The organism is Vibrio pomeroyi (genome assembly GCA_041879425.1).
Lineage (GTDB): Bacteria > Pseudomonadota > Gammaproteobacteria > Enterobacterales > Vibrionaceae > Vibrio > Vibrio pomeroyi_A.
On the sequence record CP090855.1, the window covers coordinates 192,807 to 214,010 of the forward strand.

General features: G+C 44.1%; 16 protein-coding genes and 1 pseudogene. 9 read left to right on the forward strand and 8 right to left on the reverse strand.

Annotated features, from left to right (window positions below; genetic code table 11):
• The first annotated feature begins 89 nt into the window (after positions 1-89).
• Positions 90-725 carry a DnaJ domain-containing protein gene (locus tag L0992_16850; protein XGB69712.1) on the forward strand — a complete coding sequence of 212 codons (636 nt, stop codon included), beginning with the start codon at positions 90-92 and terminating at the stop codon, positions 723-725.
• Positions 726-847: 122 nt separating this feature from the next.
• Here L0992_16850 and mrdA read toward each other — a convergent pair whose 3' ends face one another.
• From mrdA to L0992_16875, 5 genes are all read right to left on the reverse strand, one after another.
• Entirely contained in the window at positions 848-2,746 is a 1,899-nt protein-coding gene (gene mrdA, locus L0992_16855) for a penicillin-binding protein 2 (GenBank protein XGB69713.1), read from the reverse strand.
• Between the two features lie 306 nt (positions 2,747-3,052).
• Positions 3,053-4,708, reverse strand: coding sequence for an ABC-ATPase domain-containing protein (locus L0992_16860; GenBank protein XGB69714.1), 1,656 nt, complete (start codon positions 4,706-4,708; stop codon positions 3,053-3,055).
• Between the two features lie 120 nt (positions 4,709-4,828).
• Positions 4,829-6,736 carry a GGDEF and EAL domain-containing protein gene (locus tag L0992_16865; GenBank protein ID XGB69715.1) on the reverse strand — a complete coding sequence of 636 codons (1,908 nt, stop codon included), beginning with the start codon at positions 6,734-6,736 and terminating at the stop codon, positions 4,829-4,831.
• 179 nt (positions 6,737-6,915) lie between these two features.
• Complete coding sequence (locus L0992_16870) at positions 6,916-8,115, reverse strand: trans-2-enoyl-CoA reductase family protein (protein ID XGB69716.1); 1,200 nt, start codon at positions 8,113-8,115, stop codon at positions 6,916-6,918.
• A gap of 81 nt (positions 8,116-8,196) precedes the next feature.
• Positions 8,197-8,820 carry an arylesterase gene (locus L0992_16875; protein ID XGB69717.1) on the reverse strand — a complete coding sequence of 208 codons (624 nt, stop codon included), beginning with the start codon at positions 8,818-8,820 and terminating at the stop codon, positions 8,197-8,199.
• On the opposite strand from L0992_16875, the gene L0992_16880 reads away from it, so the two are divergent.
• From L0992_16880 to L0992_16890, 3 genes are all read left to right on the forward strand, one after another.
• Positions 8,819-9,493: an ABC transporter ATP-binding protein gene (locus L0992_16880; protein ID XGB69718.1), complete on the forward strand. Its 675-nt coding sequence runs from the start codon at positions 8,819-8,821 to the stop codon at positions 9,491-9,493. The two genes, L0992_16875 and L0992_16880, sit on opposite strands and share 2 nt — an antisense overlap.
• A 1-nt stretch (position 9,494) precedes the next feature.
• Positions 9,495-11,933 (forward strand): ABC transporter permease, encoded by a 2,439-nt coding sequence (locus tag L0992_16885; GenBank protein ID XGB69719.1) that lies wholly within the window; start codon positions 9,495-9,497, stop codon positions 11,931-11,933.
• Positions 11,934-12,466: 533 nt separating this feature from the next.
• Entirely contained in the window at positions 12,467-13,921 is a 1,455-nt protein-coding gene (locus L0992_16890) for an FAD-binding oxidoreductase (protein XGB69720.1), read from the forward strand.
• Between the two features lie 145 nt (positions 13,922-14,066).
• Here L0992_16890 and L0992_16895 read toward each other — a convergent pair whose 3' ends face one another.
• The 3 genes from L0992_16895 to L0992_16905 form a co-directional block, all read right to left on the reverse strand.
• Positions 14,067-15,017: a biotin-dependent carboxyltransferase family protein gene (locus tag L0992_16895; GenBank protein ID XGB69721.1), complete on the reverse strand. Its 951-nt coding sequence runs from the start codon at positions 15,015-15,017 to the stop codon at positions 14,067-14,069.
• Positions 15,010-15,771 (reverse strand): allophanate hydrolase subunit 1, encoded by a 762-nt coding sequence (locus L0992_16900; GenBank protein ID XGB69722.1) that lies wholly within the window; start codon positions 15,769-15,771, stop codon positions 15,010-15,012. Before L0992_16900 ends, L0992_16895 begins: the two co-directional genes overlap by 8 nt.
• A 108-nt stretch (positions 15,772-15,879) precedes the next feature.
• Positions 15,880-16,593 (reverse strand): LamB/YcsF family protein, encoded by a 714-nt coding sequence (locus L0992_16905; GenBank protein ID XGB69723.1) that lies wholly within the window; start codon positions 16,591-16,593, stop codon positions 15,880-15,882.
• Between L0992_16905 and L0992_16910 the strand changes: the two genes are divergently transcribed.
• From L0992_16910 to galE, 5 genes and pseudogenes are all read left to right on the forward strand, one after another.
• Complete coding sequence (locus L0992_16910; protein ID XGB70427.1) at positions 16,504-16,689, forward strand: hypothetical protein; 186 nt, start codon at positions 16,504-16,506, stop codon at positions 16,687-16,689. The two genes, L0992_16905 and L0992_16910, sit on opposite strands and share 90 nt — an antisense overlap.
• A 102-nt stretch (positions 16,690-16,791) precedes the next feature.
• Complete coding sequence (locus tag L0992_16915) at positions 16,792-17,376, forward strand: hypothetical protein (GenBank protein ID XGB69724.1); 585 nt, start codon at positions 16,792-16,794, stop codon at positions 17,374-17,376.
• A complete protein-coding gene (locus tag L0992_16920) occupies positions 17,366-17,893 on the forward strand; it encodes a YfiR family protein (GenBank protein ID XGB69725.1) in 528 nt (175 codons plus the stop codon). Before L0992_16915 ends, L0992_16920 begins: the two co-directional genes overlap by 11 nt.
• A pseudogene (locus L0992_16925) lies at positions 17,893-19,869 on the forward strand (diguanylate cyclase). Before L0992_16920 ends, L0992_16925 begins: the two are co-directional and overlap by 1 nt.
• A gap of 81 nt (positions 19,870-19,950) precedes the next feature.
• Positions 19,951-20,964: a UDP-glucose 4-epimerase GalE gene (gene galE, locus L0992_16930; protein ID XGB69726.1), complete on the forward strand. Its 1,014-nt coding sequence runs from the start codon at positions 19,951-19,953 to the stop codon at positions 20,962-20,964.
• Positions 20,965-21,204: the final 240 nt, after the last annotated feature.

The following is a 21,204-nucleotide window of genomic DNA, read 5'->3' on the forward strand; positions in this document are numbered from 1 at the left end:
TTATTTAGTTTGAAACTCGACAAACAGCACCAGATCGCTTTCAATTAATAAGATACAACAAATGCATATGCCAATGGACTCAAGTAATCATGTTAGACAACACCGAATCATCGAGTCACCAAGATATTAGTCCTCAGTTTCAGGCTCATATGGAAAACCCGTTGCTTTGGCCGATCATGGAAGTGTTCAAACAGCAGCCGAGTGGATGGAAGGTGCATACTTTGGCTGCGCACCTCAACGAACTCGGTTTGATTCCTGTGTTAGATCCCGTGCCTGAGAAAGAACTGTTTAAAAAGAACTTCTTAATCATGAATGCGCTCTATCAGCTACAAGAGACCTTATACCCAGATAGCTGGCTTCAGGTCCAAGCTATGGACATTGAATTGATGAACGGGCGTTATCATGGCAGCACTCATACAATCGATCTGGAAGACCCACTGCGTGATTACTATATCAATTGGCTGAACTATGAAGCTGATGAAGGTGAAGTAAAGCGGCTGTTGAATGAGTTTTGGACGCGCTACAAGAAGTTTGTCGGTGGCAGTGAAACGGATATGGACAGAACCCATGCACTCAATCTATTCGAGTTACCTCTGGACGCGACTCAACAAGATATTCGAAAACGATGGAGACGCCTTGCGTTACGTTGGCACCCCGATAGAGACGAAGGCAACACGGCTAAGTTTCAAACGCTATGCGAAGCGTGGAATGTATTGCGTGGCTAAAAATACTCAAGCTTGGTCGACTTGATTTACTAAGATGCCAGAAGACAGAAGACAGAAGACAAAAGAAAGCCCCACATGCGATTAGTGGGGCTTTATGTTTTTTGCTAGCTATAAGTCGTGACCTATGAGTGGTCTTTACTCACTCCGCTCTTATGCTCAAATGCGTAATCAAGTACCTTACGAATGTATGGCGCGCCAACTTTTGAACCACCGTTACCGTGCTCGATAACCACTGTCGCAACGTATTCAGGATTATCATAAGGTGCAAACGCGGTATAAAGCGCGTGGTCGAGTAGGTGACGGGCTAACTTCTTCGAGTTATAGACCTGATCTTTTGCCAAGTCGAAAACTTGTGCCGTACCTGATTTACCACCGCTAACGTAGTCAGCGCCCTCGAAGGCTCTTCGACCACTGCCTCGGCTTCCATTGTTTACCAGCCTCATTGCATTAATAGGGACATCCCAAATTTCATCAGGAACTTCGTCAATTGATGCCATCTGTTTTGGGACAACAGGCGTTTGCGTATCAAAGTCTTCACCATGATCTAACGTCGCTCTTAGAATGTGCGGAGGCATTACCTTACCGTGATTCACTAGCACAGAAGTGGCTTTGGCTAATTGCAGTGGAGTAGAAGTCCAATAGCCTTGTCCGATACCAATCGGCACGGTATCACCTTGATACCAAGGCGTACGATAGCGCATCATCTTCCAATCACGAGTCGGCATGTTGGCGGTACTTTCTTCATAGATGTCGATACCTGTCGGTTTACCAAATCCGAAACGGTTCATCCACGTTGAAATGCGGTCGATACCCAAATCAAAGGCCGTTTGGTAGAAGAATGAATCCACTGACTCCTCAATTGCTTGTGTCACATCAACTGGGCCATGACCCCAACGTTTCCAATCTCGCCACGCTTTTGAGTTAGGTTTAGAACCGGGGATACGCCATGAACCGTGGTCATCACGAATTGTGTGTTCCGAGATAACATGTTCTTGTAAACCAGCAACCGCCATAAAAGGTTTTACGGTCGAAGCAGGTGGGTAAACACCTAATGTTGTGCGATTCACCAATGGGTGTGCAGGATCGTTAAGTAATGTTCGATAGTTTTTACTCGAAATGCCATCCACGAATAAATTTGGGTCATAACTAGGGCTAGACGCCATTGCCAATACGCTGTTGTCTTTAGGATCTAGGATAACAGCACTGCCAGTTCGGTTATCGAGTTGGTCGAACACGTATTTTTGTAGCTCGATGTCGATGTTAAGGACAATGTCTTTGCCTGCGACTGGAGGAACATACTGAATCGTTCTAACAATCCGTCCACGGCTGTTCACTTCAACTTCTTGATAACCCTTAGTGCCATGTAGTAGGTCTTCGTAGTATCGCTCTACGCCGAGCTTGCCGATCACGGTTGTCGCTTGGTAATTGGATTCTTTACCTTGCTCATCAAGCTTTCTTAAATCGCTGTCGTTGATGTGTGCCACATACCCCAAGACATGGGTGAGTATTTCACCATTTGGGTAGAAGCGCTTAAGGCTGGTATCGATCGATAAGCCGGGGAATTGATATTGTTGAACAGAGAACTTAGCGATCTCTTCTTCGTTAAGACCTTCTAATATCGTGACGGGCTTAAAACGACGGGTATTGTGATAACGCTGTTTGAATCGCTCGATTTGTTCATCATTGAGAGGAATGAATTTATTGAGCTTGCTCAGCATAACATCAACATCATCGGTCTTTTCAGGGATCATGGTTAAATCGAAGACGAGTTGGTTCTCGGCTAATAACACACCATTGCGATCGTAAATCAAACCGCGCGTAGGGGCGATGGGAAGTACCTTAATTCGGTTTCCGTCAGCACGGGTTTGGTAACTTTTGAAATCTTGTACTTGGAGCCTGTAGAGGTTTCCAATCAGAACGAGGGTGAAGACTAGAATCCCTGCAAACGCGACGATTACTCGGTTTCGAAACAGGTTCACTTCGCTTTTATGATCACGCATTTTGACGCGTTGGTGGTTCATCAAAACCTCAGGCTTTTACATTTAGTTACATTTGTAGAGTCGGGACTTTATCCGAATATCACCATGGCTTTGTAAAAGCTGTGTCATGATTCTTGGTATTTCCAAGATAAGTAGCGTTGTAGCTAGCCTAGGAGTGATAATTAATAACGTACCTACTGCACTGTTTTGAAAACCAAGTTGTGGATTGGTTTATGAGAGAAGCATTTCAGAAGGGATAGAAGGTAAATGGGGCTACTAGATAAATGAAGAAAAAACGGCCCTCAAAAATGAGAGCCGTTGATAGGGATTACTGTGTTTAGCTAAATCTTAGTTCGAAGGTTTGAACTGAGATTTACGCATACGGTTCAAGGCAGCCATGATATCCAACGTTCTTGGTCTCGCTAGGTCACCATATTTTGGCATGTTAGCGTGCCATTCGTTTTCGAAAATAGTGTTGAACTCTTTCGCTGGATTGTTTGACCAGCCTGGAGTTTGTGCAAACTGGAACCAAGCCCAACCGATCGCATTGACCTCTGATGTTGACTCAAGTTGCTCTAATGCAGAAAGGTCAGCGAACTCTTTACCAAAGCGTAGTGATTCTTTGCCTTTCGCGCTAACACGGAACTTGCCATCCATAAGAATGTTCATCAGTGAAGCGCGGTTCAATGAACGTGGCACAAACATCTCTAATGCCGTTTCACATTCGTTCGTACGTTGAGTAGGGTGCTGAGCAATCACTTCTTTTGCTTTTTCAGTTACGTCTACCGCTTGGTAGTCGTGCATTTGAATCACAGTGTTTGCTACGTCTAGGTAATCACCAGAACCGCCCATAACCACGATGGTTGAGATGTCCATCTCTTCACGTAGTTGGCCGATACGGTCGACAAGCGGTGTGATTGGCTCGTCGCCTTTAGACACAAGTGCCTGCATACGCTCATCACGAATCATGAAGTTAGTCGCTGACGTATCTTCATCGATAAGGAGCGTTTGTACACCAGCTTCGATCGATTCTTGTAACCAAGCCGCTTGCGAGGTTGAACCCGAAGCATCTTGAGTGCTGAAATCAGACGTATCTTTCTTCATCGGTAAATGGTTGATGTAGTTTGACAGGTTCAAGCTGTGCACACATCGACCATCTTCCGCGCGAATCTTCATTGTATCGATCGCAGTCACAATACCTTCACGACCATCACCAGGGATATGGTTGTAGATAGAGCGTTCAACAGCGTTCAACAGTGTCGATTTACCATGGAAACCACCACCAACGATTAGTGTGATGCCTTTAGGAATACCTAAGCCAGTCACATCACCTTGGTTTGGTGTGTTTAGTGTTACGCTCAATGATTCTGGCGCAGCAAAAGGCACTGCATCTTTCATTGGAAGGTCACAGTTACCTGCAATACGCGGTAGCACGCTACCATTAGCAACGAATGAAGCTAGGTTGTGCTCGTCTAATTGAGCACGAAGCGCTTCTTGGTCTTCAATCGTTTCACAATGTTTGATCATCGCATCGATGTTCAGTTCACGTTCAAGCGTTGCGCGACGAATAAACTTCGGTAAGTAGAAAGTGATGATGTTGATTGCTTTCTTAGCAAGAATGCTACGGCCATCGGCAGGTAGATTGATACGGAAGCGAAGTTCGATACCGTGCTCAGTGAACACAACCGATGTGCTGTCTAAAACCGTTTGACCAGTAAGAGCGATTGAAACAGTCGATTCTTGCTTAGCGAATTCAGAAAAGCTGCGCGCAATAAAGTCACGTGCAGCAACTTGGTATTCGTAAGACTTTTCTTTCAGCCAATCTAACCCAGTTAACGACCACGCGCGTGTTGCGCGAAAACGAGAAGCTGACGCGTACGGGTCACCTTGAATGTGGTCGATGTGTAATTCAAAATCAGCAAAGTCGTATTGACCTTTAATTTGTTGATATGCACGGTAGTTTTGTTTTTCGAGCTTTTTAAGCTTTGCAGTCAACTGATCCATAACGAGGAATGCCTATATAAGGGGAAAGATAAAAACAGAAAGGCGGCGATTATAAAAATCACCACCTTTAGAGTAAAGAGAAAGTAGGCCTAAATCCAAAACTAACTGCTCTTTTTCGCTTTAAGCGTAACGAGTTGTCCCCAAATAGTTTTGATTGATTAAGCTGTGTTCGAATTCTTGGCTCGGCATTGGTCTGCCGTAGAGGTAACCTTGGCCAACATCGCAGCCTTCATCGATAATAAACTTCTCTTGAGCTTCTGATTCTATGCCTTCAATCGTGACATTGAGGTCGAGTTTTTTCGCGATTTGGACAATCGATCGAACAATTTCCGAGTCTCCGTCGGAGTTGAGCATTTGATCAATAAAGCTCTTATCAATCTTAATCGTATCGAATGGGAATTTCTTCAGGTAACTGAAAGAGGCGTAGCCTGTACCGAAGTCATCGAGTGACAATGTAACGCCTATATCATGCAAAGATTCCAACGTGTTCTTGGCGACAACTTCATCGGCGATTAAACCGCTTTCGGTAACTTCAAGCTCTAAGAAGCGGGGCTCGAGGTGATAGGTCTCTAACAGGTGAATTACTTGCTCTGCAAAATGCGCGTTTTTGAGTTGCACGGCAGAAACGTTGACCGCCATTTTGAAGTCTTCAACGTATTCAGACCACTCTTTAGCTTTTTCAATCGCATTGCGTAGAACAAAGCTGCCCACTTCGAAAATCAAGCCGTTTTGTTCGGCCATATGTATCAGGGTTTCATTGGAGATATCGCCTAACACGGGATGTCGCCAGCGGAGCAATGCTTCTGCGCCAACCCAGCGATGAGTCACTGGGCTTACTTTTGGTTGGAAGTAGAGCATCAAGTCATCATTACGAACGGCTTGTAGCAAATAGCCTTCAATCTTATTGATGTGGCTTTGTTCTTCAGTATGAGACTGAGAGTAGTAAGCGTATTTTTGACCAGAATCTTTACAGGCAAGCATTGCTTCTGATGATTTTTGAAGAATGCTTTCTGCATCATCTTCACTGTCCGTAATCGCAATCCCAATATAGGCGTGCAAATGGACTTTATCACTTTCAATATCAAACTCGGAATGTCCAACTTGCACTAACGTTTGACTGAGCTCTTCGAGGCGGTGGTGAAGATCCTTCACACTGAATGCCAAAACAAGGTCGACAGAAGTAGGGCGCGCCGTTAATACCTCGATGTCAGTAATGCTATCAATACGTTGTCGATATTCTACCAGCACTTGGTCTAACGCGCTGTAACCGTAACGTGCTTGAATTCTCCTGCCATTGGTAAATCCAATATGAATAACGGCGAACGAACCCTCAGTTAGCCTTCGTTGTGCGATCAGCTTGTGATTTAAGCGAGATTCAAAGGCACTTCTGTTTAAAAATCCCGTGCCGAAGTCATGATTCTTTTGGAAGTTAATCTTCTGTTCAGCCGCTTTTCGCTTATCAATTTCTTGATTCAACGAGTAATTAAGGCTCGCGAGATCTTTAGTGCGATTGTAAACGCGGTTTTTTAGGTCGCGATTCATTTGGGTTAGTTTGGCGTGCTGGAATAGGGTTTTAAGCTGAGATTCAATCGAAGTACGAAAGCTCTCTAACAGTTTGATATAAGTAGAGGTGTAGTGGTTCTCTTTCGAGTCCAAGATACAGATGGTGCCAAACAGTTCACCGTTAGGCCAAAGTAATGGAATACCACAATAGGAGACTAAGCCGAGTTTGATGTCTGGGTTGTTTTCCCACTTAGGATCGGCAAGCGCGTTAGGCACAAGAAGCTGTTGTTGGGTCTCCATCACTGTTTCGCAGTACAGCCCATTCCCCAACGTTTCAGAATCGCCTTTGTTGTATGGGTTGTTCTCACTGCGGCTGGTTGAGAAAACTTCAATGTAATTAGCGTGAACACGCATGATCAGTGCTGCGGGCACTTGAGTAATTTGAGCTAAGAGGTCGACAATATTCTGCCAACCGTGCTCCATATCGTCTGGGATATCTAAATCGAGAGTTTTTATTTTCTTCATATGACTCCGAGTCAATTATGCTAAATGCATCAACACATCCTGTGTTAATTATGATGAACCAAAGAAAACTGTGAATCTTACGTTAAGTAAGTATAAGAAATGTTGCACAAAAAAACCTCGGCAATTTTGCAGAGGTTTTCAAATGTGAATACGGGTCTCAGTAATGAGATAAATTTCGATTAGGGCTTTAATTTTATAAAGTCTTCACTATTCAGTTTCTTACTGTAATCTACTGATGGCTGCGCGAACCCGTTGAGCTGCAAGAACTCGTCTTTGAACCCTTGGTAATCACCTAAAGTTTGGAAGTTGTTTTCGTCCATCTTCTCTAGCAGTTCGGTCACATGTGCTTGGGTTTCAGGATCTAACTCCCAATCGTCCATACGAATCAGGCGTTCACCATCAAGCGGAACTTTGGTTTGTCCATACAGCTTGCTGCTAAACAAGCGCTGCATTTGTTCGATACAACCTTCGTGGGTTTCTTTCTCTTTCATCACTTTGTACAAAGCAAGCAAGTAAGGGCTTAACCCTGGGATGAACACACTTGCTTTGGTTACCAAAGCCTTACACACGGTCGCGTAAGCATTGCCGTCGAAGTTAGCTAGCTCAAGGTTTAATGCATGACTGGTTTGATGAAGGTCGATCTTAGCGCGACCTAAAGTACCGTCTAAGTAGATAGGGTGCGTTACTTCAGGACCAACGTAGGAGAACGCGATCGTCTTACAACCCGGAGCAATAGACTCCGCGTTGATCAGTTCATCTATCCAGTTTTCCCAATCTTCACCACCCATCACTTTGAGTGTGCTTTCAGCTTCTTCTTCTGTTGCAGCGTCGAGCGTGTTGGTCACCCAATTGTCGTGCTCAAGGGAAATCGTCGCGCCAGTAACGCTTTCACCAATCGGCTTGATAGCAGAGCGCCAAAATTCATCGGAGTCTGGTTTTGGTCTCACACCTGCGGCTAAGCTGTAGATGATCAGATCGACTTCACCTTCGAAGTAGGTTTCGATGGCTTCGACAACTTGGGAGCGTGTTTCTTTAGAAAATGCGTCGCCAACGATGTTGATAGCAGTGCGCTGCTCTCGTTCGGCTTCTTTCTTGAAATAGATGTTGTTGTACCAACCGGCACTACCGAGGGATTTTTCGTTGGGACCGCGTTCGAATGAGACGCCGATGGTGTCAGCTTTTGCACCGCCAAAGGTAAGGGCGATACGAGCGGCAAGGCCGAAGCCAGAGGAAGCGCCGATGATCAGTACTCGTTTAGGGCCATCTTTGATTTGCGGCGCACTCTTAACAAACTTGATTTGTTGCTTTACGGCTTCTTGACAGCCAATAGGGTGAGCGCTTTTAGCTACCACACCCTTGATAACAGGTTCGATCAGCATAAATAACCTTACAGTTCACGGTGATATGCACTCAGGCTAACGTAAAGCTGTGTAAAATTTATTGAGCTAGACCATTAAAACCTAAAGATACTGATATAATTCTTCGGCGACAAATTCAGCGATCCAAGGTTGAGCTTCTGGTTTAGGATGCAAGCCATCGTTCATCATCCACTCAGGTTTAAGAATGATATGTTCCAGAAAGAAAGGCAGAAGCGGCACATTTTGTTGATCAGCTAAAGCCGCGAAAACGTACTCAAACTGTTGGTTATAACGCTTACCGTAATTTGGCGGAATTTTAATCTGCATCATAATCGGTTTTGCGCCTGCGGCTTTTATCTGCTCAATGATTTGATCTAGGTTCGCAGACATTAGTTTAGGCGGAAAGCCACGAAGGCCATCATTCGCTCCTAGTTCAATAAGAACGGTGTCTGGAGCATGTTCTTCAAGTAGTTGAGGCAAACGAGCTAAACCGTTGCCCGTTGTGTCACCAGAGATACTCCCGTTAACCACGGTAACCGCTTTATCATGTTTTGCTAGCGCGTCTGGCAACAAACTTGGCCAGCTCTGTTTGATATCCATGTTGTAACCAGCACTCAAACTATCGCCAAGTACCAATAACTTTGAATCTTGAGCTGACGCAGAGCCTTGAGCTAAAGAAGCGGTTGAAAATAAAATAAAGAATAAAAAGGAAATTAGTCGAGTCATGCATACATCCATCATTAAAGCAGAAGCTGTTTCCAAGACAGTGTCTACTAATCAAGAACATTTAACAATCCTAGAGCACGTTGATATCGATATTCGTGAGGGCGAAACGGTCGCGATCGTAGGTACGTCTGGTGCAGGTAAATCAACCCTAATGACTCTATTAGCAGGGCTTGACGTACCAACCAAAGGTGAGATTAGCTTATTAGGGCAACCACTTTCGCAACTTGATGATGAAGCAAGGGCTAAAATCCGTAGCGAATCCGTTGGTTTCGTATTTCAAAGCTTCTTGTTAATCCCAAGCCTGTCTGCACTACAAAACGTCACACTTCCTTGTCTATTGAAGGGCGAAGACGAAGACATTGAACGAGCGACTGCTCTGCTTGAATCGGTTGGTTTAAAAGACAGACTTGATCACTTGCCGTCTCAGCTATCAGGTGGTGAACAACAAAGGGTCGCTCTAGCTCGTGCCTTTATGATCAAGCCAAAAATCCTATTTGCAGACGAACCAACAGGCAACCTAGACCAACAAACTGCAGCCAAAATTGTGGAGTTGTTGTTTGAATTGAACTCTTCACACGGCACAACTCTAGTATTGGTCACACACGATCCTAAGCTTGCGCAACGCTGCCAACGAACGCTTAAGATGCATGTCGGTCAAATAGAGGAAGTCTAAATTGAATTCATCAAACGGACTGAACAAACGCCTGTTTTCATGGAGCATCGAAGAAATTCGACATGGCCAGCTGTGGCCTGTATCCATTGCGTTAACCTTGATCATCGCTTGTGTTTTCGCATTGTCGGCACTGGCCGAGCGTATGGAGCAGGTGATTGTTAAGCAGGGTAAAGACGCACTGACAGCGGATAGTGTGTTTATCTCTGCAAATCCAATTCCACAACCTTTGCTCGACCTCACTCAAGTTGAGCAGCTAGAAAGCTCCGAGTTGACTCGTTTCTCCACCATGGCATTCAGTGACAACTCAATGCAATTGGTAACGGTGAAAGCGGTTGAAAGTAACTATCCACTGCGCGGTGAAATGATACTAGAAGGCGCTAATAATGCGTCGAGTAATCACGTGGAACCGGGTGAGCTTTGGCTAGATGAACGTATATTTGCACAGCTTGAAGTTGAAGTCGGTGACAATGTCACTATTGGCGATGCCGATTTAACAATAACAGGGCGCATCACTCAAGAGCCGGGCTTGAGCTTTAACCCATTCCAACAAATGCCCGCCGTGTTGATACACAAAAGCGATATCGATGCGACGGGTGCAATCCAGCCGGGAAGCCGTGTGAGCTTCAGACTGTTCTTGAACGGTGATGATGCAAAGCTCAAAGTGGCACAAGACAGTATCGAGCTAACACCGAGTGATCGCTGGCGTACACAAGATTCAGCAAGTCGTACTAATGATATGTTCGAAAGCACGACTCAATACTTATCGTTAACCGTTGCAATCGTTGTGATCATGGCGGCGACCACTTTGGTACTCACGTGCCAACACTATGTGGCAAGCCGTCGTAAAACCATCGCCATGCTGAAAAGTTTGGGCGCAAGCAAGCAGTGGATCATTAAGTGGCTGTCGGTTCAGGTGTCTCTATTGGTCGTTATTGGTGCTGTGTTAGGTATCACGATTGGTATCGGCTTAGAATTTTTGCTTCGAATCCCACTGGGTGACTTGTTGCCATCGCCACTTCCAAGTTATGGCATTGAGCCCGCTATCTTGGCGATTTTATCGAGCATTCTGATTGGTGTACCAGCCTTAGGGATCCCATTGATTGGCTTAGTTAATACATCGGCTATCAGCGTGATTCAATCAAACCATCAATCGCACGACAGCTACAAAAAGTTCGCGTTGTTACTAGTACCTATCATCCCGATGATGCTCATGTACGGTGATAACCTATTGGTATGGATTGTTCTAGCCGGTATTGCATGTCTGTTCTTGGTGTTAGCGGCTGTCAGCACGATTGTTCTGCGCTTGTTCGGCAAGTTACCGACGTCGACATCAATGCGCTTGGCGTTAAGTAGAATCAATCGTACTCCGCTAGCAACTGGTATTCAGTTCGGTTCGTTGGCGCTTTCGTTGATGTTGTTGTCGATCATCTGGTTGGTGAGAAGTGATCTGCTATCCGATTGGCAACAAACCTTACCAGAGAACGCACCGAATGCGTTTGCGCTTAACATTGCGAGCTACGAGAAAGACAGTTATTTAGCAACCATCGACTCAAATGAAGTGGAGCGTACTCAAGCCTTCCCAATCATCCGCGGAAGACTGACGACTATCAACGGTATAGAAGCGGCGGAATACAGTGATACATCTGAACAAACTGACGCATTAAGCCGTGAAATCAACTTCACATGGGGTGACCAGTTACCTGAGTACAATGAAGTGCTTGAAGGCAGTTGGACGCAAGAGCAGGGCGTGTCTGTTGAATCGGATGTCGCTGAGCAACTTGGTTTGAAAATTGGTGATGAACTTTCATTCACGATTAACAGCCAAAATGTTGCAGCCAAGGTAAATAGCATCCGAAAAGTAGAGTGGCGCGAAATGAAGCCAAACTTCTACTTCATCTTTACTCCGGACGTATTGAGTTCGATTCCATCAACTTGGTTGGTGAGCTTCAGACTCGAAGATAAACACGACCAAATGCTCAACGAGCTCTCTCGAAATCACCCAACAGTGAGTTTGATGGATATCCGTGTGATGGGCAGCAAGATCCAAGAACTGCTCAAGCAAATTGTTTGGTCAATCACGGTGCTCGCTGCGCTTGGTGTCGTTGCTGGGTTATTGCTTATCTTTACTCTGTTGCGTCTTAGTTTGTCTCAAAGGCAACAAGAGATTCGCTTGTATCGAACCTTAGGAGCGAGTAAGAAGCGCATCCTCAATACCATTTGGTGTGAATATGGGTTGATGGCGCTTGTGGCAGGTTCGATTGCAGCGCTGGGTTCTGAGCTCAGTGTTGCAGGAGTGATGAACTTTGGTTTTGAGCTAGAACCATCACTTCACCCGATGCTTTGGATTACTTTACCTGTACTCACGTTTATGACATTAGCTGCCGTCGTAAACAGCTTGATTAAGCGCTTATTGGCGCCAGTAAACAAGGATTTCGGTTAACTAATCGCAAAAACGTCAATTAACTGAATGAAACGGCCTAATCGCGAATATTTTATGGGTAGTAGCAAGCTATTTATAAAACCAAGCGATAGGCCGTTTTTTATTTCGCCAACTGGTAGCATAAGTAAGAGATATCACACCCTAATTTCATCGGTTTTCAGCATAAATTAAAACTCATTGTTTAATAATGCCGATTTAATGAACAGCGGTTAGTCCCTGTAAACAAAGGGTTTGCGCAACTTAGCAAGAACGTTATCAACAGTTATCCACAAAAACGGTGGATAACTTTAGGGATAAGTTAACATCTGTGTTTTAAGAGTATTGAGACAGCCTTTATGTGGCGTCACTTAGGACAAATTTGACTGTTAGAATAACCTTTAAAACTTCATATGGAGTTATTGAGTCAAGAGATTATTTATGTTTTTTACATAGATATTAATTAGCACCAAGCTAAGACCTTGATAAAAATGTGTTTTAATTCGTCGCCGAACAAAAGTAGAATAGCGTTAGTTAATCTTATTCTACAGAACACGATGAACCACAACAAAACGGATACAAATCAACCTTCTATTGCCATTGTTGGTGGTGGTATTGCCGGAACCACAAGCGCGATTCACTTTAGTGAGTTGGGTTTTAAGGTCACGATCTTGGAAAAAGGGCCGAGTTTGGTTAATGGTCCACCAATTTGCCACCTGCACGCTGGCGGCAATTTGTATCGAGATATTTCTGTAGAGCAGTGTCTTCAATTGCTCACACAGTCAATTGATACCGTCCGCTTATTCCCTCATACCATCAATATTCGCCCGACAATCATCGCTGTACCACATAGTGATGGCGGTGAACCGATGGATCTACTTCCTCGTCTTAAGATAATCAAAAGCGCTTATGCTGAGCTTGTTAAACAAGATAAAAGCAACCAAGTGCTTGGTGACCCTGAAGAGTATTACAAGCTCTACAGCAAAGAAGAGTTGTTAGAGATAGCGGAACGAACTCAACCCCTAAAACCAATGTCGCTCGATGATTGGTGCATTCCTTTTGCTAAGCACACAGATTTAGACACGCTGAAATACCCAGTTGCTATGGTTCAAGAGTATGGTTGGAGCGTATTCCGACTCTCTGCCACGGCTCAACTGTCTCTAGGTCAGCAAGCTAATTGCACCGTGTTAACCAACAGCCGTTTACAGTCTGTTGAGTCGACAGGTGAAGGTTGGTCTTTGACTTACACCAATAGGGAAAACCAAAGCTGCAACCTAACAACTGATTATCTGATTAATGCCAGTGGTTTCGAAACGGGCATTGTTGATGACTTTGTAGGCTCTAAGCAGCAGCGATTAGTCGAATTTAAAGCCGCGTACGTGACAGAGTGGCCATTCTCGCAAGAGTGTAAGGAAGAGTGGCCCGAAGTTATCTTTCATGGCCCTAGAGGCACACCGCAAGGCATGGCTCAACTAACACCGTATGCTGATGGTGTATTCCAGCTTCATGGTATGACAGAAGGGATAACTCTGTTTGAGGGTGGGCTTGTTTCATCATCAATGGATTCATCACAACCTCAGCTGCCATCCAAGCTTCTCAAGAAGATCGTATCAGGTTGGAGCGAAGAGCAACTTGAGCTAAGAACTCGCGCTGCTATTACGCACATGTCTCAGTTCATCCCAAGTTTTCGTTCTGCACAAGTTGGTGGTAAGCCTCTGTTTGGGGCGCAGCAAATTCCTGGAACTGACCCTAGCTTAAGGGCTTCTGACGTTTCATTTTGTGAAGACCGTTACGCTCGACTTGAAGTAGTTAAAGCGTCTTCAACGTTAGAGGCGGCACAAAAAGTGGCGGAACAATGGTTTAATATTACTGAAGCGGTTTCTATTGAAGATACTCACTCAGTGACAATGTCACTTACGTTAAATGATATTGAAAACAGAGCGATAGGTTTGACTAAGGAGCGCGGTTACCCAGATGCGCTTGCTAAGGTATCAGGCCAAGATCACGGTTAAAACTACGCTAAATTGCCTAGCGTTTTAATTATGACTGGCTCACCAAAAACAAAATCCCGCTTGCTGAAACAGTAAGCGGGATTTTTTTGTATACGTCTCAGTTCGTGCTTTTAATCGATTGGTATTCATTTACAGAGACGGTGCATCAATAACCGAAAAATTGCGCCCACTGACACCACACATCTTGTAAGCCCAATCGGTCGCCTTTACTAAACGATATTTCGTGCCCAGGTTTGGCTTGTGCTAATCGCGGCAAGTCAATTCTAGCTACACAACCAATCTTCGGGTAACCACCAATGGTTTGTCGGTCGTTGAGTAACACAATAGGCTGCCCATCTTGTGGGATTTGAATCGCCCCAAGCGCAATGCCTTCCGACAGTAAGGAAATATCTGGAGACTCAACCACATCGCCATTAAGTCGGTAACCCATTCGATTCGAGTTTTGGTCAACGATGTATTGAGAGTTGTAGAAGGTCTCTTTTGCGGACTCCGAGAATAGCTCACTCTGATAGCCTTCAATCACGCGTAAATTGACTGGCAAATTGTAATTGGGTTTATACCGGAAGGTAACGCTCAGAGCCTTAAAAGGTTTAGATAGATCATGTTGAGTAAAACTTATCTTTTGGTCTTTTTGGCAAGGCTGCCCATCTTGAGTCAAGCCTCCAATCTTTTCTCGCGTCACAGTCGAGCTGCTATTGAGAGTATTGAGAACGTTAAAGCCGCCTTTAATCGCCAGATACGCTCGCAAGCCATTTTTAGGGAGTCCAAATGAGAGAACTTGTCCTTTATAGGCTTGGAAGGTACTCCAATTATCTAATAACTTTCCATCCAGCGAAGCTTGTAGATCGCCGCCGCACAACGCCATTTCGCAATCCGAGTCGACTTTTAATGCACATTGCCCAAGTGTGATCTCTAAAACCGCTTGATTGACTGGGTTTCCAAGTAAATGATTCGCCCAACTATAAGAATAGTCATCAACAGGGCCACCTTGTGTAAGCCCGAGATGAGCAACGCCAAAACGGCCAAAGTCTTGAATCAGACTCAATGGTCCGGATTTGATTACGGTGAGGGTCGGATTAGCCTTTAACTTACCCATGAGCGTCACCTCCACTAATCTCCGCAGACCTAATCTCCATAAACTCATGTTTTGATATCGATTTGAAACGCACACTGTCGCCGACATTAAGCAGGGATAATGGACCTTGTGTGATATCTGCTTTACTCAATTGGCTATGGTCAAACAGCGATAAAGGGCAGTTACCAATAATGTTCCAACCACCTGGTGAATCAGATGGGTAAACCGCAGTTTTCGAGTCTGCAATCGCGATGCTGCCTTTAGGAACACTGAGACGTGGCGTTGAGTGACGAGGCAAAGCCAGCTCACTGACGACATCCGACATAAAAGCAAAGCCGGGAATGAATCCTATCGCGCTGACACTGTATGTTTGTGAGGTGTGATGTTGAATGATATCGTCCAGCGATAATCCTTTCTCTTGATATCTATCTAAATCGAGCGCTGTTTCAGGCGAATAATAGGCGGGAAGTTCAATAATGTTCACCGTATCGGTGGTATTTGTAAATGAAGACAAGGCCTGAGTTAACAGTGAATTTAGCTGTGTAATAAACAGCTGTTCTGAAATTCTATAAGGTAGGTAGTCAACCAGTATAGTGTGGTAAGCCGGTGTCACATTCATTAAGACTGACGCTAGGTCTTGGCGAATAACATTGGAAAAATGCGCCATATACTGCGCATCGATAGCACTAGAGTGAGGTTTTGAAGGCATTAGCGTAACGAGAACGCTGCATTCAGCGACAGGTTCTATATTGAATTCAATCTGATTTTTCGTCATTTCCTTTCCATACATTTATTTCAACTTCCATGTTGAGCGCAGTATCAGCTTGCAAAGTGTTCTTAGCCAACGAGCAGAGTCGCACTGGTATGAATTGAAGCACTGATATTAATTAAAAGCGTTGAGGTCTTGTCGGATTTTTCTTATTAATACGATGGATTGAGGGTTGTCTCCGTGAACACAAATAGTGTCAGCTTCAATAGGTAGCCGTTCGCCCTCAATGGTTGTGACAGAGCCATAGTTAATGATTTGCATGACTTGGTTGTAGATATCGTCTTGATTGACGTACACCGAGCCTTTTTGTGTTCGTGGTGCGAGATGACCAGTGTTTAAATAGGCTCTGTCGGCGAAGGCTTCAAATAGAAGCGGTAAATCATGATCATCAGCAATATCCAGATACTGTTGATTGTCAGACGATGACAGGATCATCAACGGAATATTGAATTCGGCCACGGCTTGAGCAACGGCATTAAATACATCTGTATTCGCCATCATATCGTTGTAAAGGGCACCATGAGGCTTCACATATCCGACCGTAGTATGGTGATAACGACAAAGGGCTTGTAGTGCACCAATCTGATAACACACTAACTCACTGATCTCGTCCATGGTGTGGGGGATTGAGCGACGTCCAAACCCAATAAGATCTTGATAACCCGGGTGAGCTCCAATTTGCGTGTTGTAGTGCTGCGCAAGCTTTATGGTCTTGGACATGACGTGAGGATCGGACGCATGAAAACCACAAGCGATGTTAGCCATATCGACCCATTCCATGACAGATTCATCATCTCCCATCTTCCAGTTGCCGAAACTTTCTCCCATATCGCAATTAAGCAAAATCTTCGTTGTCACTTGGTGCTAATCCTTTACGTTGTGGTATCTAAAGACGTTCGTATAAATGACAGAATTAAACAGTGACCAGATTCAAAGTTTTGTTATTGATAATTTATTAGTACGTCATTTCATATATAGTTCGCATATCAAAAAAGAATACTATTTATTTGTAGATTAGGTGAGCGCATGATTTCCCGACCAGTTTGCTTAGGATTGGCATTAACCACACCAGCTTGTGTAATGGCTCAGGAAAACTCCTTAGATCAGCTCATCTCTATGAGCCTTGAAGAGCTGTCGATGCTCGATGTTGAAATGGAAACGGCATCTAAAGTTACACAAAAGTTGACAAAAGACATTACTAGCTATTTTAGTTACGCCTACTCGACGTTAGAGAGCGAGAGCAAAGGAAACGATCCTAAGTCCAATCCACAGAATAGCGTGTACTATGACATAGATAATGAGCACTTAGCGACGGCGCAGCTGATGTGGAACATTACTGATAGCTGGCAATTTGATGTGATTGGACAATACATCAATGTGAATTACCCTGATTACTGGTTCGCTGGAGATGGAACTCAATATGAATGGCAATCTTACCCGCATGAGCTGACCTTTGATGCTCGATTGGCTTGGAAAAAATCACAAGCTGCTCCTCTAATTGAATTGGTCGTCGAGAACATTGGTAAAGATAATGGCTATCAGGCTGAAATGACCTCCGATGAAAGTGTCAATCAAGAGTCTGTCTATGTAAGGGTATCTCATGAGTTTTAGACGGTTACTAAACCGACTTTTTTATTGTTTGGCTTTTGCAATAACGTTCTCGCCAATTGTTAGCGCCGAGGGCTTTAAACCTTATGAAGTTAAAGCGGTTTACCTGTTTAGGATTGCCAATTTTATTCAATGGCACAATGAAAGTTCGATGGACTCTGTTCAGTTCTGCGTGATGGGGAATCAGAAAGTCGCCGATACTTTAATTTCTATTACAAATGGAAAGTCGATTCGCTCATTGCCGATTTACGTTCAAGAAACTATTTCTACGGAATGTAACATCACTTATCTATCTGATGTCGAACACGGTTCGATTGAGACAGAACTCAATAGTAATGACGTATCGCCCAATATGGTTACCATTAGCGATACATTAAATTTTACTGAGCTCGGGGGAGTCATAGAACTCACTCGCATCAACAATAAAATCAAGCCTAAGATCAACTTAACCAACGCTAAAAGAGGCAACTACATTATCGGCTCAAACCTTTTACGCATCTCAACTGTGGAGGGTAAATAATGTTGTCCTTCATCAATAATATATCTATAAAGAACAAGCTTATTCTGCCGATCATTCTGTTTATCTCGATTGCTTTTATTACGATTCAATCACTAAATTACACTGTCACTTTTGAGCGAGAGAAAGATAACCTAATACAACGAGTGAAAGTCTTGGCGCAGGGCGTTGCTTATAACTTGCAAGCAGCCATCTTATTTGAAGATAAAACATCGGCTAACGAGATTCTATCGGCATTCGTAGCTGATGGAGACATTGTTCGAGTCAAACTGTTTGATAAGCAAGGCGAGCTATTCGCTAGCTATCAAGTCAGCGATATCGAACTTCCAAGGCCAACTGCCGAGGAGCGCAAAGATATTGGCTCCCAACAATTTGCGATTTCAGAGAACTATATCTATCTGTTGGTGCCCGTGATTCTCGATAATGAAAACATCGCAAATCTACGTGTGACCATTTCAAAACAGACCTTTACTAAGATCTTCACCAATATATTTAAAGTCGCAGGGATCTACCTTGTGCTTTTGGTCGTGCTAGGAGGTGTGTTAGTTAAGCTCATTCAACGTTTTATCATTGAACCGATGTTCGAACTTAACGAAGCAATGCAGGCGTTTGTTGAACGTCGTGCAGAGCAACCTAGACTGGTTACATCTAACAATGACGAGATAGGCGAATTGGTTCGCGCGTTCAACACCATGTAAGAGCGGTTAAAGCATCGCGACAGCCAAATCAATTTTACGCTTGATAAGCTGCAAGAAGAGAAAGCTTTTGCTAACGAAGTAATCGAAACAGTTCAGCATTCACTCCTCGTTGCCGATAACAAGGGAGTGATTGTACATGCCAACATGGCCACGCGTGACATATTCAAATGCACGGAGGCGTTTCTTGAAAACCTAACCATTCAAGAGTTAATCCAAACTAAGCAGGCCGGCTTCTTACAAGGAATCATCGACTCTCACATAGAGCTAAACGATGAGTTAATCGAAGCTACCGATCTCTTTCAAAACAAACAGTGGCTTCAGATGAGCAGCCGATCGTTATCCAAAAACGGGAATACGTTGTTTGCTATACAAGACGTAACCGAAATAGAAAACGCCATGAGCCGTCAACGTATTGCGGCCGGTGTTTTTGAGAACAGTAAAGATGGATTGATCGTGCTGAACTCGTCAAACGTGATCACCATGGTTAACCCAGCAATCACACAACTACTTGGCTATCACGCAGATCTGCTGGTGGGCCAAACACCGTTTGAAGTCTTCTCGTGGCAGCAGTTTTCATCGTTAATGCCAACAATTCGAAGCTCATTAGAAAATTATGGTCAATGGCAAGGAGAGGTGTGGGAGAAAAATGTATCCGGCACTGTGGTTCCGATGTTCGTCAAAGTGAACCGAGTTCTATCTGACAGTAAAAAAGGCGAGTTTGATATGGTACTTACTTTATCTGACTTATCTAATGTCAAAGAGATGGAAAGGCTCGAACATTTGGCTCATCACGATGCATTAACGGGCTTAGCCAATAGGGCGCAACTGTACAAGTTTTTAGATGATGTTGTCACGTCTAGCCATTATTCAAATCAACACTTCGCTGTGATCTACTTAGATCTAGGTGGATTCAAGCACGTCAATGACACTTATGGTCATGATGCAGGCGATGAGATACTCAAAGATGTCTCTAGCCGCCTCTTATCCCAGGTACGAGCGGGTGATTTAGTGGCTCGTTTGTCGGGCGACGAATTTGTTCTTATTATTAAACAGACAAACAAGGTCTTATTAGCCAAATTAGCTGAACGCTTGTTGGGGCTTATTGAGCAAGAAGTGAGTTATAAGCAGCGCTCACTGCATGTTGGAGCAAGTCTAGGCATTCACTTGGTTGACGGGGCAGAGCGAGACATTGATCGGATATTGAAACTTGCCGACGAGGCTATGTATCAAGCGAAACATAAAGGGAAAGGTCAGTTTGTGTTCTCTGATGAGAGCGAATAACTCTATAGGTTTGTGACCAGCACCTAAGTTGTTGTATCATAAGTGTTAGGTTGAGTATTTTTAATTAAAGGTCTACTAAACATGAATGTTTTAGTTACAGGTGGCATGGGCTACATTGGCAGCCATACAAGTATCCAGATGATTAACGCAGGCATGACACCTGTTCTTTTCGATAACTTGTACAACAGTAAGCCAAGCGTTCTTGATCGTATCGAGAAGGTGTCTGGTGTTCGCCCTAATTTCATTGAAGGCGATATTCGCGATAAGGCACTTTTAGCTGAAACAATGAAGCAACATAATATCGAAGCGGTTATCCACTTTGCAGGCCTAAAGGCTGTAGGGGAGTCCGTTGAGAAGCCTCTTGAATACTACGACAACAATGTGAACGGCACTTTGGTTCTTGTTGATGCGATGCGCGAATCTGGTGTAAAAACACTGGTATTCAGCTCATCAGCAACGGTATATGGCGATCCCGCTAGTGTACCTATTACAGAAGACTTCCCAACAAGCGCGACTAACCCATACGGTCGTAGTAAGTTAATGGTTGAAGAGTGTCTTAGCGACTTCCAAAAAGCGAATCCAGACTGGAGCATCACGCTACTTCGCTACTTTAACCCTGTTGGTTCACATCCAAGTGGTGAGCTAGGTGAAGATCCACAAGGCATTCCAAACAACCTAATGCCGTTTGTTTCTCAAGTAGCCGTAGGCCGCCGTGAATTCTTATCGGTATTTGGTAGCGATTATCCAACTAAAGATGGCACTGGCGTTCGTGATTACATCCACGTTATGGATCTTTCTGATGGACACATTGCAGCACTTGAGAAAGTAGGGCGTAAAGACGGTCTTCATATCTACAACCTTGGTACGGGCAATGGTTCAAGTGTTTTAGACATGGTTAAGGCGTTTGAACAAGCGAGTGGCAAGGAAATACCATATAAACTTGTTGAGCGTCGTCCTGGCGATATCGCAGAATGCTGGGCAGATCCGGCTAAAGCACAGAAGGAGCTTGGGTGGAACGCGACACGTACACTGACAGAAATGACCGAAGATACATGGCGCTGGCAGTCAACTAACCCTGATGGTTTCCCTAGTTAATCTAGTCGTTTCGTGAATGATTAACTTATAAAAAGATGCTTTAGGGCATCTTTTTTGATCTAAATCGAATAAAAAGTAAATTAGTGGTTAAAAAGTATCATTCTGTATTCGTTGTGTTACTATGCACGCGAATTATATGTTTAATGTTAATTTTCTTTGGAGTTAATCATGGAACTAGGCCTAATCATCACTTTCATCGTTGCTGCTGCAGTAATGGTTAAGAAAGAAATGGCAGAGAAG